This window comes from Psychroserpens algicola, from assembly GCF_014526325.1.
In the GTDB taxonomy this organism is placed as follows: Bacteria; Bacteroidota; Bacteroidia; order Flavobacteriales; family Flavobacteriaceae; genus Psychroserpens; species Psychroserpens algicola.
This window is the reverse complement of sequence record NZ_JACNMJ010000001.1, coordinates 1,102,454-1,118,123: the sequence shown is the minus strand read 5'-3', so window position 1 is coordinate 1,118,123 and position 15,670 is coordinate 1,102,454. Positions and strand designations below refer to the sequence as shown.

15 protein-coding genes are annotated in these 15,670 nt (G+C 33.5%); 1 reads left to right on the top strand and 14 read right to left on the bottom strand.

The window, feature by feature from the left end; genetic code table 11:
* Nucleotides 1–6 precede the first annotated feature (6 nt).
* The 7 genes from H7350_RS04655 to H7350_RS04625 all read right to left on the bottom strand — a co-directional run bounded on the left by H7350_RS04655 (nt 7) and on the right by H7350_RS04625 (nt 6,407).
* Nucleotides 7–1,587, bottom strand: a complete 1,581-nt coding sequence (locus tag H7350_RS04655) for a SulP family inorganic anion transporter (protein WP_204344694.1) — start codon at nt 1,585–1,587, stop codon at nt 7–9.
* Between the two features lie 98 nt (nt 1,588–1,685).
* The gene (locus H7350_RS04650) at nt 1,686–1,988 is read right to left on the bottom strand and encodes a hypothetical protein (protein ID WP_235989258.1); all 303 of its coding nucleotides are present in this window, start codon (nt 1,986–1,988) and stop codon (nt 1,686–1,688) included.
* 58 nt (nt 1,989–2,046) lie between these two features.
* Nucleotides 2,047–2,805: a tetratricopeptide repeat protein gene (locus H7350_RS04645; RefSeq protein WP_204344693.1), complete on the bottom strand. Its 759-nt coding sequence runs from the start codon at nt 2,803–2,805 to the stop codon at nt 2,047–2,049.
* Nucleotides 2,806–2,807: 2 nt separating this feature from the next.
* Entirely contained in the window at nt 2,808–4,583 is a 1,776-nt protein-coding gene (locus H7350_RS04640; RefSeq protein ID WP_204344692.1) for a BatD family protein, read from the bottom strand.
* A gap of 23 nt (nt 4,584–4,606) precedes the next feature.
* A complete protein-coding gene (locus H7350_RS04635) occupies nt 4,607–5,104 on the bottom strand; it encodes a BatD family protein (RefSeq protein ID WP_204344691.1) in 498 nt (165 codons plus the stop codon).
* A gap of 11 nt (nt 5,105–5,115) precedes the next feature.
* A complete protein-coding gene (locus tag H7350_RS04630) occupies nt 5,116–5,949 on the bottom strand; it encodes a tetratricopeptide repeat protein (RefSeq protein ID WP_204344690.1) in 834 nt (277 codons plus the stop codon).
* Entirely contained in the window at nt 5,946–6,407 is a 462-nt protein-coding gene (locus tag H7350_RS04625) for a hypothetical protein (RefSeq protein ID WP_204344689.1), read from the bottom strand. The genes H7350_RS04630 and H7350_RS04625 overlap by 4 nt, the downstream gene beginning before the upstream one ends.
* Nucleotides 6,408–6,670: 263 nt before the next feature.
* Between H7350_RS04625 and H7350_RS04620 the strand changes: the two genes are divergently transcribed.
* On the top strand, nt 6,671–8,035 hold the full coding sequence (locus H7350_RS04620; RefSeq protein ID WP_204344688.1) for a hypothetical protein: 1,365 nt from the start codon (nt 6,671–6,673) through the stop codon (nt 8,033–8,035).
* Between the two features lie 343 nt (nt 8,036–8,378).
* On the opposite strand, the gene H7350_RS04615 is transcribed toward H7350_RS04620, so the two are convergent.
* From H7350_RS04615 to H7350_RS04585, 7 genes are all read right to left on the bottom strand, one after another.
* The gene (locus H7350_RS04615) at nt 8,379–9,422 is read right to left on the bottom strand and encodes a vWA domain-containing protein (RefSeq protein ID WP_204344687.1); all 1,044 of its coding nucleotides are present in this window, start codon (nt 9,420–9,422) and stop codon (nt 8,379–8,381) included.
* 5 nt (nt 9,423–9,427) lie between these two features.
* Complete coding sequence (locus H7350_RS04610; RefSeq protein ID WP_204344686.1) at nt 9,428–10,432, bottom strand: vWA domain-containing protein; 1,005 nt, start codon at nt 10,430–10,432, stop codon at nt 9,428–9,430.
* A complete protein-coding gene (locus H7350_RS04605) occupies nt 10,432–12,075 on the bottom strand; it encodes a BatD family protein (protein WP_420825362.1) in 1,644 nt (547 codons plus the stop codon). The genes H7350_RS04610 and H7350_RS04605 overlap by 1 nt, the downstream gene beginning before the upstream one ends.
* A gap of 28 nt (nt 12,076–12,103) precedes the next feature.
* The gene (locus H7350_RS04600) at nt 12,104–12,970 is read right to left on the bottom strand and encodes a DUF58 domain-containing protein (protein ID WP_204344685.1); all 867 of its coding nucleotides are present in this window, start codon (nt 12,968–12,970) and stop codon (nt 12,104–12,106) included.
* Between the two features lie 95 nt (nt 12,971–13,065).
* Entirely contained in the window at nt 13,066–14,067 is a 1,002-nt protein-coding gene (locus H7350_RS04595) for an AAA family ATPase (RefSeq protein WP_204344684.1), read from the bottom strand.
* 147 nt (nt 14,068–14,214) lie between these two features.
* Nucleotides 14,215–15,024: a DUF4382 domain-containing protein gene (locus H7350_RS04590; RefSeq protein ID WP_204344683.1), complete on the bottom strand. Its 810-nt coding sequence runs from the start codon at nt 15,022–15,024 to the stop codon at nt 14,215–14,217.
* Between the two features lie 62 nt (nt 15,025–15,086).
* Nucleotides 15,087–15,659, bottom strand: a complete 573-nt coding sequence (locus tag H7350_RS04585; RefSeq protein WP_204344682.1) for a DUF4382 domain-containing protein — start codon at nt 15,657–15,659, stop codon at nt 15,087–15,089.
* Nucleotides 15,660–15,670: the final 11 nt, after the last annotated feature.

Genomic DNA, 15,670 nt, shown 5'->3' with positions numbered 1-15,670 from the left:
TTATATTTAAGCTGATTTGGGCCTTAGTTTGAAAAATTCTATAAAACTATCTGGATTCTCAACGATACCGCGTTCAGATACTAATTTAATATCAATATTTCGCTCTTTTGCTTTAAAGGCAAAGTCATCTAGAATTTCAATTATATCGTTATCAAGATATCTGGTCTTTCTAACATCCAGTTCTAAATAGGTATCTCTTGGCAAGCTGTCTAACTCTTTTAAAATGGCACCTTTATTAAAAAAGGTTACTTCTTCTGCTAGAGTCATTTTAATTTTATGTTTCCCATTACTTTCATCTACCATATGTAAAAAGTGAGAGTTTTGGTAGCTTTTAAGTAATATCACAACGATACCAACGGCTAAGCCTAAGCCAATTCCCCAAAGTAAATCGATAAAAACAATTCCTAAAACAGTTACAATAAAAGGCACAAATTGCTTCCATCCTAACAGATACATCTGCTTAAACAGTTTAGGTTTTGCTAATTTGAATCCCACAATAAATAAGATCGCAGCTAAAACAGATAACGGAATCATATTAAGCAACCTTGGAATTAGAATTACTGATATTAATAAGAAAAACCCATGAATGATGGCTGAAGCTTTACTTTTACCACCTGATTGGATATTGGCAGAACTTCTAACAATTACCTGAGTAATTGGTAAACCTCCTATTAGTCCTGAAACAATATTACCTGTTCCTTGTGCTAATAATTCTCTATTTGTTGGAGTTACATTTTTTTCAGGATCAAGTTTATCTGTCGCTTCAACACAAAGTAGGGTTTCTAAACTTGCTACAAGTGCGATAGTAAATGCAACAATCCATATATCTGGATTTGATATGGCTGAAAAATTAGGAAAACTAAATTGTCCTAAGAATGATGCAGCATCTTCTGGTATAGGAACGCTAACTAAATGCGATTGACTTATTGCTAAAGACTCACTAGACTGTGTTAATGAAAAGAAAATAATTCCGACAACAACAGCTACTAAAGGACCTTGAATAAGTTGAAAAATCTTTCCTTTTTTTGATAGCACTTTATCCCATAGTAATAGAATTGCTAAGCCAATCATACCAATAACCATTGATCCTATAGTGATATTATCAACGATATTTAAAATCGCTGAAAAGGTGTTTTCTCCTGAAGCTTCAAAAAAGCTATCAGCACCTTCTGGTTCAGAATCATACCCAAAAAAGTGAGGTATTTGTTTTAAAATAATTATAATACCGATACCTGTAAGCATCCCTTTAATTACAGAAGAAGGGAAATAATACCCAATAACTCCTGCTTTAAGAAAACCAAATATAAGTTGGATAATTCCACCTAAAACAACGGCAACCAAGAAGTTTTGATAACCACCCAAAGTTCCGATAGCAGTCAATACAATTGCAGCTAGTCCTGCGGCAGGACCACTAACACCAATTTTAGAACCACTTAATGATCCTACAACAATTCCTCCTACAATTCCAGCAATTAAACCAGAGAAAAGAGGTGCTCCACTGGCTAATGCAATACCTAAGCATAATGGTAATGCAACAAAAAACACGACTAAACTCGCTGGCAAGTCGCTTTTAATAGTTTTAAACATATATATAATTCATTTGTACTATAGAATGCTTTTCTATAGCTTAATTTTTTAATAATTTTTTGGGGATATAGTAATCATCCCTTCCGTTACGTTAAAAATTATAAAATGAATTCGGGAGGAGGAGAAATTAAATTGAGATGTGGTTTGGGGTAGTTTTTAAAATAATACGCTTGTTGCCTATTTTTTTCAAACCCTTTTAAGTAGTTTATCATATTTGTTGACTCCTGATAAAACACTTTACCTTCCTTAGAAATTTGGTGCCCTGATTCTTCCTCTTCTTCAGTTATAGTGTAAAAACAAGTGATATCAATCGAGTCATCAATAGCCACAAGTATGGAAGGCGCTGTAATGAGCGCTGAAAATATCAAAAGAAAGAAAATCGCTGAAAGCTTTGATTTCATAGTTGGGCTTAATGTACAAAGATAAGGTTTGAACATTAATTTTTTTGTTAAAAAAACTTTAAAACGTTTTTATCATTTTGATATCGTCGCTAACAACCCATCCTGTTTTGCCATCGGCCAGTTTAATTTCCTTCCAATTGTTAACCGTATCTAGCACTTGCACTTTAGTGCCTTCATGAATTTTAAAAGCTTCATTGCTTCTCAGATTGGGTTCCGTTTTGATTTGAGCTTCCTGAGCAAAAACTATTGCTGGCTGGTCTTTTTCAACCAACTCATATTTATGAAATGCAAATAATATGGCTACCACAGCTAAACCTAAGGATGACAAACTCGTCACAAAAGCTAAACGTTTTTTTGATGTCTTATAAGAAAAATAATAGCCTAAGAATAATAAAACGAAAAGTATCATTAGACCCACTGATAGTTTTGCCCAGTTATCAAAACTCAACGTATGTGTTGCATTATTAATTAATCTGCTAAATCCGACATCAGGAACCTCATCAACACTATCGATCGTCATATTTCTGGCATAAGCTATATTATTAAGAATGTCCTTATCATTTGGCTTAAGCAGCAGAGCTTTTTCATAATAATAAATACTTGGCGCAATATGATTGAGCTTGTAATGTGTGTTAGCCATATTAAAATACAGCTCAGCAGAATGCACTCCGGTTTCTAAAACAGACTTATATGTTTCTAATGCCTCTGTATAATTACCTTCGTTGTATAAGGTATTTGCTTTTTCGAAATCTGCATTATTTTGAGCAAATGTCAATCCGCTAAATAATAGCAGTAGCACATAAATTAATTGTTTCATCACTATTTAATTTCTTTATCGATTATAGAAATTGTTGAAGCTGCCTTTTCATAATCCTGTTTCATTTCAACATTTGTAATAGGTGTATACCTTGCTAATTCACAATGTTCTAAGATACTAATAAACTCTTTGACAGAAGGTTCATTGACCTGACGCTCTAATAAAATATGTTCGATTTTTTCTTTGCTAAAATCACTTGTTTCAATTTGAAGTTTCGCCTTTAAATAATTATGCAATGCTTTTTCAAGAGCGATGTAAAATGCTTCTTTTTGTCCTAGTGCTTTTTTTGCTTCGCTTAAATAGCGTTTAGCTAATCTATCGGCTTTTCTAATTTTATTTCCAAAGACATCAGCATCGCGTTCTTCTTTCTTTTTACGATAAACCATAGCTAATGGAATTGCCAATAACGGAAGTAATAACGAACTCCAAAACCCTGTAGATTTAAAGAAATTATCGCCTTCAATTGGTTTCAGATTAGCGCTAGTTTTAATAAACGCAAACTGATCGCTACTTAATGTTACTTCTTTTTTATCTCCAGTAGCAGTTGTTAAATGATCATCTCCTGAAGAATTATTCACAGGACCTTCAATAACATCAATAATAATTTCTCCTGAAGACACCCGCTTATACGTTTCCGTTTCTAAATCAAAATATGAAAAAGACACGCTTGGTATAGGGTATTTTCCTTTGTATTGTGGCACAATGGTGTAATTATCAGAAATAGAACCTTGCATGCCGCTTAAATTTGTTCTGATAGTTTCATTATGTTCCGGCTCATAAACTTCTAAAGAACTTGGCAATGATAATTTAGGCAACTGAAACAAATTAAGGTTTCCTTTTCCAGTAACTTCAACTCTAGCTTGTAACGATTCGGAAGCATTAAGTTCAGATTTAGAAGTAATCACATTGAATTCAAAATCACCAACAGCTCCTGTAAAATCATCAGGTTTACCTGCTTCAGGTAGAGGTTTTACATTGATAGTTCTACTTCCTGCTGATACTGTTCGGTTTATTTGTGCCATATGTCTTCCTCCAAAAATATCACGACGTGCCGTCGGAACCTCAACTGTGATATCAAGTGTTAATGGCTCAATTTCTAGCTTTCCAGTTTTTTGAGGATAGAGTACTGTTTTGCGAAGTACAACATATCGATAATCTTCACCTTTGTAGGTTCCATTTTGAATTTTCAGGCCTTTGGTTTCGATTTTCTGGCTCCAGAAATCATTATACCTAGGGTTTTCAACTTCTCTCCAGTTACTCACACCTGTAGTTGCCGAAACGTATAACTTGTAAACGACAGTTATGGCTTCATTGAGATAAGGGTCTGATTTAGAAACTTCGGCGACTAAGTGAATGTTCTCCGAAGCAACACCTTCAACATTGTAAGGATCATTTGGTCGTTGTACTGCTTTAGTTATTTGAACTGTTACAGCTTGTGACTTATATACTTCACCGTCAATTTCAATACTTCCTTGACCTATGGTGAACTTACCCTGTTTTTTTGGTGCTAAAAAATAACTATATGTTTTTGTATAGGAATGTTTCCCATTGAGCCATGAATTACTTACAGATGTATTTGGGCCTCCAACAACATTAAAATTTGAAAAATCTGGCGGACTAAAATTATCGCCATCCTGATTCATGACAAAGTCAATGCGTAAGCGCTCGTTAATTCCTAGTTTTTCCTTACTTACTTTTGCTTCAAATTTGACCTGAGCAAACATTGTACCTGAGCATAGTACAATTAAAAGTAATGTGATGTGTTTTAAGACTTTCATCTCAGTTATCAATTCAATTTAAATTATTTGACAGTAATCGTAAAAGGTTCCGTTTCAAAATCCTTATTTACGGTCTCTAAAGCCCTTAAACCGTTATTATCTTTTTTTTGGGAAGGTATCTCAATAGTCACATTGAGTTGTGATGGTTCAAACTGAAACTCTCCTTTTTGTTTTGCTGTTAATATTGATTTGCGCAATATAACATATCGATAGGTTTCTCCTTTAAACTTTTCGGTGAATACCTTCATAGATTTCGCATCAATGTTTTCAACATCAAAACCATTAAAGTTCGGTGTCTTGAAGTTTTTCCAATTCGAAATACCTGCGCTTTGGGATACATAGAGTTTATGTGTTACTTCGGTAGATTGCCCTAAGGCTATATGATTATTGGTAACTTCTACAACGAAATGAACAGCATTATCTAATTCCAAAGTACTAAACGTAAGTTTTGATTCTGTATTAGTAAAACTACTACACAACAGTAACAAGACAAACATTAAACTAGGTTTTATGAATTTCATATTTGCTTTTTTTACCAGTCTTTTTCTGTTTTTACTTTTACCCCTTTTTGCTTTTCTGCATTTATTTTTTCCTGAACTTTTTGTTCCTGATTATTCATGGCTTCTAACAAGTTTTTAATTTGCTGCGGCGATAATTGGCCAGGTTGTGGTTTAGGTTTTCCATTTTGTTTTTGATCCTCTTTCTTATCGCCTTCACCGTTGTCTTTTTCATCCTTAGGCTTACCTTCATCGTTTTGATCATCACCATCTTTTTTATCCTGATCACCTTCATCTTTAGGGTCATCCTTTTTCTGGTCGTCTTCTTTTTTATCTTCCTGATTCTTGTCGTCCTCTTTATCTTCGTCTTTTTTATCTTCCTCTTTGTCCTGATCCTGCTTTTTTTGTTGTTCGGCGCAGTCTTTAGCTATTACAAAATTATAGCGTGTTTCATCATCTGTAGGATCATTTCTCAGAGCATTTTTGTACGCCTCAACAGCCTCTTGACAGAGTTCTTCTTTCATCAGGATGTTTCCCATATTGTGATAAGCCTTATGTTTTTCGGCTTTAGATGTCGCTGTTTCAGCAGCCTGAGCATGACGAAATAAAGCCTCCTCATAATTACCCTTTTCATAATAGGAGTTACCGAGGTTATAGGCACCTGCAACAACAGATGGAGCTTTAGAAATAGCCTTTCTATACTCCATTTCAGCGTTGATGTAATTCTCAGCATCAACAAGCTCGTTTCCTTGATAGACATAATCTTTGGCTGTCTCAAGGGTGCGTTGTAGCTCTTTTTCTTTGTCCTTATCCTGAGCAAAGGACATACTCGTTAACAACGCTAAACACATTATAAATAATTGTTTCATTTAATTTTTTCTTTAAAAACAGTATTGAGATAAATTTGCTCCCAAGTCCCATTATTATAAGTTCCAACTTTAAAATTATAGGTTGACTCATCTACATATTCCCACATATCAGTCAGTACAGATTCACCATATTTATATTGATAAATGATGTTTTTACCTTCAGCAAAAACGGTTCCGGAAGTTACATTTCCGAAGACATCAAACTCCCAAAACTTAATCGTATTGCTCGCTTTATCATATTGACGTATTCCATGATTTCTATGGCCAAACTTAGTTTGTTCTTTATCAATAAACCCTTTAGAGTCAGCAATAATAATGGTGTTTTCTAAATCAAATTGAAAAGTGATTTCCTGTTTAAATTGCGGTCCATTATTTTCCCATCGACCCTCAGCACTCCATGTTTTATGGATTAGATTGTCAAATACAGACAATTCATTAGCTTGACCAATTATAGACATTGGAACTAAATAAAATAAGACGAATATGTTTGCACCTAGATTTCTCATATTAGTAAGCAGCAAGATAAAAAACTGAATGCCTTGATATAGTTAAAGAATTTATAAATTATTGATTAGGTTTTTATTAGTTATGAGATATAAATTCAAATCAAAAAAATGAAATAAATTTATATTAATCATAGAATATTTTCTATATTTTTTATATAATTCGATGAATTGTATAGAATATTTTCTATGTTTGAATTAATAAATACCAAGAAATTATGAAAAGTACAATTAAAATTCTGACCAAAACTGGGATCCTAATCATGGGGTTCTTAGTAGTATTAAACAGTTGTCAAGAGGAATCTATTGACGAACAACAGACAACTACATTAGAGTTGATTAGCAATAGCTCTAATGAAGTTATTAAAACTGAAATGTATTATAACCTTGAAGAGCTATCTTCTTATGTCAAAACACTTAAAAAAAATCAAGTGAGCAAAATGAGCCGAACTTCAATTGAAGATAATAATGATTTTTTAATCATTGAAGACAAAGAGGTATATATTTATACTGATTCTACTTCAACAACTTACACATTGGCAATTCAAAAAAATAACCAAAACATTTACGAATTTAGCAACCTTATTGTAAAATTTATTGATGATAGTCCAACAACAGCATTTATTCTTAATTATGTTCCCTCTCAAGATTATTTAAATTCATATCCAACTAATAATCAAACTCCTTTTCAAGGGACAATCAATTATGAACCTTTAAATTACGATGGTAGTTTAGACGGTTTGAATGCAAGAAGAATTTGTAAATCTATTACACTAACTTATTGCGACAATGGTGGTACAACGCATGCAGCGGGTGAAAATTGTACACCATCCGATATGTTTGATATAACATATGACATATGCTATGAAACTAGTGAAAATGACCCGTTAAATGAATCAATTGACCCTCCTTCTGGTCCTAATACAGGAGGAGGAGGATCTCCAAATTCGAATCCTACAAATCCAATGCCTTCTAATACATGTGAAGATGACATAACAGGTAATGTAGGGTTAACGGGTAGTGATGGAGGATGTTATTCCAGTGAAGTTATTTCAATTGAGGATAGGCTAAACGATATAATAAATGAAGGTGATTATACATTTGATGATTCATTAACCGACTATGAAGTTATAGGGTTTGATACTGTTGAAGAGTTTGAAGAATTTTATTATGATTTATTTGATGATGTAAGTTATGGATCTTCTGAAACAGAAAATGATGATGGTGTCTCCAAAAGAACAACTTTTAATTACGAGTTTGATTTAAGCTTGTTTTCTTTTACTTTAAGAGTAGAGGTTGATTCAAATTTACCATCAGCTAATTCTTGTGAATGTATAGAAATAACGGATGTAAACACAATTTTATATGGCAATACGACACTTGCCGAATGGGAACAAGTTGGTAACCATAGTACACAGGTTTCAGATAACGGTAATCAACTAACTGTTTTCACAAGAGGTAAATTGACAATCGGAATAAAAATCGATGGTTACCCTTTTAAAATCACAGAATTAGTTACCTTAGTACAAGTATTTGATTACTCAACGGGCTCAGTAATAGATTACTATATGATTAGAGAATGAAAAACAAATTAAAACATGAATGCAATACTATTATTTTTAATTCAAAAAGACTATACTTATAAAGTAGAGAATGATTCCTTTTTTGAAGCGAGCAATTTGCTTATAATTTTTTACATTTTATCTATTATTCTATTTTATGCAGGAATCATTTATTTATACATTCTTCTGGTTAAATATTTGAAACTTAAAATTAAAAAAATAAGAAAGGATTTATAATAATTATAATACTTTAAGATTTAAGTAAGTTAGAAAATAATACCTTAAAGAAGTATCTGTTTTAAATAGAAGTTGAGACTATAAAAACTCAACTTCTATTTAATAAAAGAAATTATTTTGCTAAAAATTAAAAATTTTCATTAAACAGGTTCAATCGTTTTAACCATGCCGTTTTTCGTTCTAATAAAAATATATCTATGAATAGGAAAAAAATACCGAACCCTAAAAACCATTGGAATTGATCTTTGAAATCGGCAAATTCTTTAGCTTCAAATTCAGTTTTATCCATTCGATTTAAAATGTCTTTGATTTCTTTAATAACTTCGGAAGTATTACTCCCGTTGATATAAGCGCCATTAGCCTCTTCGGCTATTTCCTTGAGTGTATCTTCATTTAGTTTGGTAACTACAGTTTCTCCCTGACTGTCTTTTTTATAGTTTAAAAGTACACCATTCCGCTTTATAGGAATTGGTCCTCCTTTGACATCACCAACACCAATGGTAAAAATACGAATGCCTTCATTGCTGGCTTCTTCAGCAACATTACCAGCAACATCACTATGGTCTTCTCCGTCAGAAATGATAATTAATACTCGGTTGGTTTGCTGATCGTCATCAAAATAGGTTTTTGCCAGTTCTATAGCTTCATTGATTGCTGTTCCCTGAGAGGACAACATATCGGTATTCATGTTTTGCAAGAACATTTTTGCAGATGCATAATCTGTAGTAATTGGCAGTTGTGGGAATGCTTTACCAGCGTAAGCGATAATTCCAACACGATCACTGGCAAGATTATTAATAATTTGAGTTACCAATTGTTTCGATTTATCTAATCGGTTGGGAGCCACATCTTCGGCTAACATACTTTTGGATACATCAACAGCAAATACAATATCTACACCTTGACGTTTTATTGTTTCCAGCTTGGTTCCAATTTTAGGATTAACTAAAGCAATTGTAAGGCAGGCAATGGCTAAAGACAATACCACAAGTTTTAAAATTGATTTAAACAGCGATTGATTAGGACTTAATCGTTTTAATAATTTACTGTTACCAAATCGCTTTTGCGCGCTTCGTTTCCAAATTTGAAGTATCACAAACAGCAAGGTAATCACTGGAATGCTCAGCAATACCCAAAACCAAATTTTTTCTTCTAATTGAAAATCAAACATATTATTTATACAAAGCTTCTAAAAACAGTTAATCGAAGTAATACTTCTAAAAGCAGTAGCCCAATGGCAATCAAGATTAACGGACGATATTTTTCATCGTAAGTTGTATACTTGATTTCTTCAATTTCAGTTTTTTCCAGTTTATTTATTTCGTTATAAATCTCTTTAAGTTTCTTATTGTTTGTCGCTCTAAAGTAGCGACCTCCTGTTACATCAGCAATCTCGTTAAGTAAATCTTCATCGATTTCTACCTGCACTCTACGATATTGAAATGTTCCGTTTTTTGACATGGTATATGGCGAAAGTGCCATTCCGTTTGTCCCAATTCCAATGGTGTAAACTTTTATACCATATTCAACAGCGAGCTCACTCGCAATTTTAGGATCTATAAATCCCGAATTGTTAACTCCATCTGTAAGTAGAATAATAATTTTACTCTTGGCTTTACTATCTTTTATACGATTAACAGACGTTGCAAGTCCCATTCCAATGGCAGTCCCTCCTTCTATAATGGTATTGTATTTAATATCCCGAAGAGACCTTAGCACAATGGCTTTATCACTGGTAATTGGTGTTTTAGTATAGCTTTCACCAGCATATTCCACTAAGCCTATGCGATCATTTGGTCGTCCCTGAATAAACTCAGCAGCAACTTTTTTTAAAGCTTCCAGACGGTTTGGCAGCAAGTCTTTTGCCAACATACTTGCCGAAACATCTATAGCCATGACGATATCAATTCCTTTGGTCGTTTTTGTTTTTGTTGTTTCATCAGAGGTTCTCGGTCGTGCCAAGGCTGTAATTAAAAAAGCTAAGGCAAGTAATCGAAACACAAACAATAGCGGCCGTAATTTAGGCAGGATAGAGTTACCAACTTTAAACCCTTTAATACTCGACATTTTAAGTTCAGCTGTTTGATACTTTCGCTTAAAAACATACCAAACAATTGCTAGAGGCAGTAATAAAAACAGCCAGAAAAACTCTTTATTTAAAAATTCTACACCTTCAAACATCACTCTTCTTTTGGTTTAATAAGTTCTATTGAATTTATGATTCGTTCAACGGTTTGATTAGTATAATCATCTTGATTGTTCCAAATTAGTGTAATTTGTTGCATCACACCTTTAGCCGTAAATACAAAAACGGCATATTCCATAGGTTTAAACTCTCCAGCAGCCTCACCAGGTAAACTTCCTGTTCCGTAAACTTTTAACCCTTCGGCAGCATTGGGTGTAATAAATTGTTCGCGTTTTACAATGATATTTTGCGTGCCATTATTTTCAAAGGTTTTAATTTGCATTTCGGCAACAGCTAAAGGATCCAGTTCGGTTTCATTGTCTTCACTAAGCTTTGTGGTGCTTAAACTGATATATAATGGCGATGAAAAATTACCATAAGTAAACATGCTAACTTTTGTGTTTTGAGTAGTGTCTTTAGCCATTTCAACACGTTCTAAAACTATAGGTGTAGAAATACTAATTGGCGGAATACCATAGTCACTTTGCACCCACTCACCTTCTAATAACTCTTTGGTGTCACTTCCGACAATTGAATCGGCAACATATTTGAACCCGTATTTAAGTCCGAAACCAACATAAGTCGCAATCATTATAAGAATGCTTGCAGCAACCGTTAGCAGTATTTTTTCTAACTTTTTCTTTTTAGCCTGCTCTTGTTCGTATTGCTTATTTCTTAATTTTTGTTCTTCTGTAAGTTCTGGTAATGCGTCTCGAACCTGATCTATTTCGAGATCGATAGTATTTCTGTCAATTTTTGCAAGCTCAATATCTGGAGCTGACTTTGCAAATTTTACCAAGTCGGCACGTTTCAGTATCGTTTCAATATTATTTATATCGTCTGTACTTAACTCAATTTTATTAGCATCGCGAAGTAAATGTAGTCGGTTCACCAATTCGTCGGTTGTGCTCTCAAGGGCACGATCATATACTTTTTCGTCTAAATATTTTCTGATAATAAACGTTAACTCAGAATAGTAATCTTTTAATTCTTCCCGCTGAAGGTAATCGCTGCCATCTAACTTTTTAAGTGCTAATTTTGCTCGGTCATAAGGTGGCAACAACGCGATTTCTTCTTCTTCGGTTAAAGGTTTTTTACGCCAGATTAACCAGTATAATAAAAATCCTGCCAAGCCAGCAATTAGCAATCCTATAAGAAAATATTTCCACCAGTCACTTGAGGCTTTTTCAACCTCAATCATTGGTTTAATATCATACAAGTTTTGTTTTGTAGTATCGACAGCTATGGCTCTGACCTCAACTTTTAAAGAATCGGTAAACACCGTTTTGGTTCCAATGACAATTTTTTGCTTCGGAATAGTATAAGAGCCCGAATCAAATTGCGTTAGGCCATAACGTTTAATGAGTTTAAGTCTGGCTTTTACTTTTGTAGTATCGACTTTATATGATTCAATCATCTCAAGAGGCATAAATGTTTGTCCCTCTGGAAACACAACCAAATCGGTAGTATCGGCTTCAACTTGAATTTTATAAGTGATTTGCTCACCAATTTTTATACTGGTTGTATCAATTGACGAAGTGACCTGCGCACACAAATATAAAGGCGCTAAAAAAAAGACAATAGTAAAGAAGCACAGTACCTTGAAGCTGTAATTATTTTCTTTTTTATGGATGTTTATTGAATTCAATTTTTGATTTTTAACCAGATTATCCTCTTCGTTTAAAATAGCCTAATAGTTTTTTTACATAACTTTCATCGACGCGACAATCGATAGTACCAGACCCAGATTTTGTAAATGTATCTTTAAAATAATTTACTTTTTCGTGGTAATATTTACTGTAGTTGGTTCTTACAGATTTTGACGCTGTATTAACCAAAACCAGTTCTCCAGATTCTTCATCTTCCATTTGTACCATTCCTAAGTTTGGAATAGATTCCTCGCGTTTATCAAAGACTCTAATTCCTGTAATATCATGGCGTCCGGCAGCAATTTTCAAGTTTTGTTTATAATCATCAGCAATAAAATCGCTAAGTACAAATACGATGGCTTTCTTTTTCATCACATTAGACAAAAACTTAAAAGCTTCGGCGATGTTAGTGAGTTTACTTTTAGGTTTAAACTCAATTAATTCTCTAATAATTCGCAATACATGCGAGCGTCCTTTTTTTGGAGGAATATATAATTCGATATCATCTGAAAACAAAATAAGTCCGATTTTATCGTTATTTTGAGTAGCAGAAAAGGCTAATGTGGCAGCAATTTCGGTAACAATTTCATTTTTAAATTGTTCTTCGGTTCCAAACAATTCAGATCCTGAAATATCAACCATGAGCATCATTGTTAATTCGCGTTCTTCTTCAAACACTTTAACAAATGGCTCATTATAGCGTGCGGTGACATTCCAGTCGATATTACGAACATCATCGCCAAACTGATACTGTCTTACTTCAGAAAAAGTCATACCACGACCTTTGAACGTCGAGTGGTACTCACCTCCAAATATATGATCAGACAGTCGACGTGTCTTAATCTCAATTTTTCGTACTTTTTTTAGTAATTCCTTAGTATCCATTTATAGTCGCTTTCACACATTTAGAATTTAATAGCAGCATATATTAAATAGCTATTAATTAATCTCTTTATCCTTTTACTGATATTCAGTATCTACTATGGTACTTCGATTTCGTTTACAATTTTATTGATAATATCTTCAGATGTTATATTTTCTGCTTCAGCTTCATAGGTAATTCCGATTCTGTGACGTAACACATCATGAACAACGGCACGAACATCTTCAGGAATCACATAACCACGACGCTTAATAAAAGCATAGCATTTTGCAGCAGTAGCAAGGTTGATGCTACCACGAGGAGAAGCACCAAAAGAAATTAGTGGTTTCAAATCGGCAAGTTTGTATTGTTCCGGATAACGTGTCGCGAAAATGATATCAAGGATATATTTTTCGATTTTTTCATCCATATAAACGTCTCTAACAACCTCCTGTGCTTTTAAGATTTGTGACACAGACACCACTGGATTCACCTTATCCCAATTACCTTTAAGGTTAGCTCTCATGATGAGTTGCTCTTCGGCTTGTTTTGGATAATCAATAACTGTTTTCAACATGAAACGGTCAACCTGAGCTTCTGGTAAAGGATACGTTCCCTCTTGCTCAACAGGGTTTTGAGTCGCCATTACCAGAAATGGTTTATCTAAAATAAAGGTTTCGTCTCCAATAGTCACCTGCTTTTCTTGCATGGCTTCTAGTAATGCAGATTGCACTTTAGCTGGCGCTCTGTTAATTTCATCTGCAAGAACGAAATTCGCGAAGATTGGTCCTTTTTTAATTGAGAAGTCATTCTCTTTCATATTGTAGATTAGGGTTCCAACAACATCAGCTGGTAATAAATCTGGTGTAAACTGAATTCTACTAAAACTTCCAGCAACCGCTTGCGAAAGCGTATTAATTGCTAGGGTTTTTGCGAGTCCTGGCACACCTTCTAATAAAATATGGCCTCGTCCTAACAAACCAATAAGTAGTCGTTCTACCATGTGTTTTTGTCCAACGATGACTTTATTCATTTCCATCATTAACAAATCAACAAAAGCACTTTCTTTTTCTATTTTCTCATTAATGCTCTTAATGTCAATTGTACCTGTTTCTTCCATTATTTATAGGTTTTTAACGCTATGTTTAACACGCTTTAATTTAGTTACGCAAATTGTTAAAATTTTCGTTGCAATGCTGTTAAGAATTGGTTAAAAAAATAAGGGTAATACCATTAGCATTACCCTTATCTACAACTAAATTTTGTTTTATTGTAGTTCTATAGTTTCAAGTACTGTTGTTTGACCTACAACAACGACCACATCTTCTAGAGTAGCTTCTTCAAAGCCAGATTCAGGATTTGGATTCACGATCACATCATAAGTTCCTGAAGGCAAGCCAACTAGTATAAAGTTTCCATTTTCATCTGTATAAGTAGAAATTACATCAGTTCCTACTATCACGCTAATTTGGGTTTGCACATTACTTGGTAAAATACTTCCGCTAATATTTCCCGTAGAGACTTCAGCTACAGCTCTTATTACTGGTTTTAAAATAATATTTCCAGAATTTCCAGCCTCAACAATTGACTGGCAAACATCGAAATCTAACCAAAATGTATATTCAAAATTAGGTTCTAAGGTTTCATTGACTTGAATTTTAAGTCCAGATTGCTGCGCACTTGGCGTTGTTAATGGAAATGTGTCTCCATCAATAACAATAGTATTATTATCACCAAGGACTAGACGAATTTGATTGAGAGTGCCTGAAGGGATTTCGTAATTATCAGCCAATAAAACATTTAAACCTCCTGTTAATTCTAATAAATCATAGACACCTGTATTAATTGCCTCTAAACTCAGCCAACCATTATCATCATCAGTATCATCATTGACTTTAACCATGACATCAACTACATCAACATAGACATGATCATAATCTCCAGGATTATCCACTAATTTTATCGTTAATTTAGAAGAACCTTGTGTGATCGAAGATGAGTCATCATCACTACAACTTAGAGCAGTAAGTGAAAAAAAGGCTATAAATAAAAAAGTTTTAAAAGTATTCAAGTTCATATTATCATTTATTTGTTACAAACTATATACGATTAAGGTAAGCTGTTAAGATGTTAGAATACTTAGAATAAATTAAAAAGTCTCATCAACGTATTCATTTTAGGTTTGAGATTTGCATTACCTTCTGAAGACATTTCTATAGATTCATCGAGATTAAATTCAATCACAAAATCATACAACTTATTAGAAATCAATTGTTTTTCTACTATGTTTACTGAAGTGTTTTCACTTTCAGGCGACATATCCAGTTCATATTCAACACCATTTTTAACGACTGTATTATGATCTCCTAATACTAGTTTGATATTGTAAACAAACTCTGAAGGTACTTCTTCAAAATCGACTAAAGTAACAACTTGATTATCGGTAATATCTGTCAGATTATGAATTCCTATGTTTACTGTATTCAAACTTATCCATGCATTCGGGTCGTTTTCATCTTCTAAAACTCTAAACTGCACGTCTATTATTTCAATATTAACTTTACTGTAAATACTTTCGGTTCCTTGAAGTTTTATTGTAACCAAACTACTATTATCGTATGTTTCTGTATCGTATTCCTTAGAACAGCTTGTCATAAATAACAAAAGAATGATACTATATATAGTCGCGTAATGGTTTTTAAAATATTTCATGATTGGGACAT

Bases quoted from the DNA above. Each gene is read 5' to 3' on its own strand.
- H7350_RS04610 (WP_204344686.1), bottom strand. From the start codon at position 10,432: ATGTTTGAAGGTGTAGAATTTTTAAATAAAGAGTTTTTCTGGCTGTTT.
- H7350_RS04630 (WP_204344690.1), bottom strand. From the start codon at position 5,949: ATGAAACAATTATTTATAATGTGTTTAGCGTTGTTAACGAGTATGTCC.
- H7350_RS04595 (WP_204344684.1), bottom strand. From the start codon at position 14,067: ATGGAAGAAACAGGTACAATTGACATTAAGAGCATTAATGAGAAAATA.
- H7350_RS04590 (WP_204344683.1), bottom strand. From the start codon at position 15,024: ATGAACTTGAATACTTTTAAAACTTTTTTATTTATAGCCTTTTTTTCA.
- H7350_RS04625 (WP_204344689.1), bottom strand. From the start codon at position 6,407: ATGTCTATAATTGGTCAAGCTAATGAATTGTCTGTATTTGACAATCTA.
- H7350_RS04600 (WP_204344685.1), bottom strand. From the start codon at position 12,970: ATGGATACTAAGGAATTACTAAAAAAAGTACGAAAAATTGAGATTAAG.
- H7350_RS04645 (WP_204344693.1), bottom strand. From the start codon at position 2,805: ATGAAACAATTAATTTATGTGCTACTGCTATTATTTAGCGGATTGACA.
- H7350_RS04620 (WP_204344688.1), top strand. From the start codon at position 6,671: ATGAAAAGTACAATTAAAATTCTGACCAAAACTGGGATCCTAATCATG.
- H7350_RS04585 (WP_204344682.1), bottom strand. From the start codon at position 15,659: ATGAAATATTTTAAAAACCATTACGCGACTATATATAGTATCATTCTT.
- H7350_RS04640 (WP_204344692.1), bottom strand. From the start codon at position 4,583: ATGAAAGTCTTAAAACACATCACATTACTTTTAATTGTACTATGCTCA.
- H7350_RS04635 (WP_204344691.1), bottom strand. From the start codon at position 5,104: ATGAAATTCATAAAACCTAGTTTAATGTTTGTCTTGTTACTGTTGTGT.
- H7350_RS04650 (WP_235989258.1), bottom strand. From the start codon at position 1,988: ATGAAATCAAAGCTTTCAGCGATTTTCTTTCTTTTGATATTTTCAGCG.
- H7350_RS04655 (WP_204344694.1), bottom strand. From the start codon at position 1,587: ATGTTTAAAACTATTAAAAGCGACTTGCCAGCGAGTTTAGTCGTGTTT.
- H7350_RS04615 (WP_204344687.1), bottom strand. From the start codon at position 9,422: ATGTTTGATTTTCAATTAGAAGAAAAAATTTGGTTTTGGGTATTGCTG.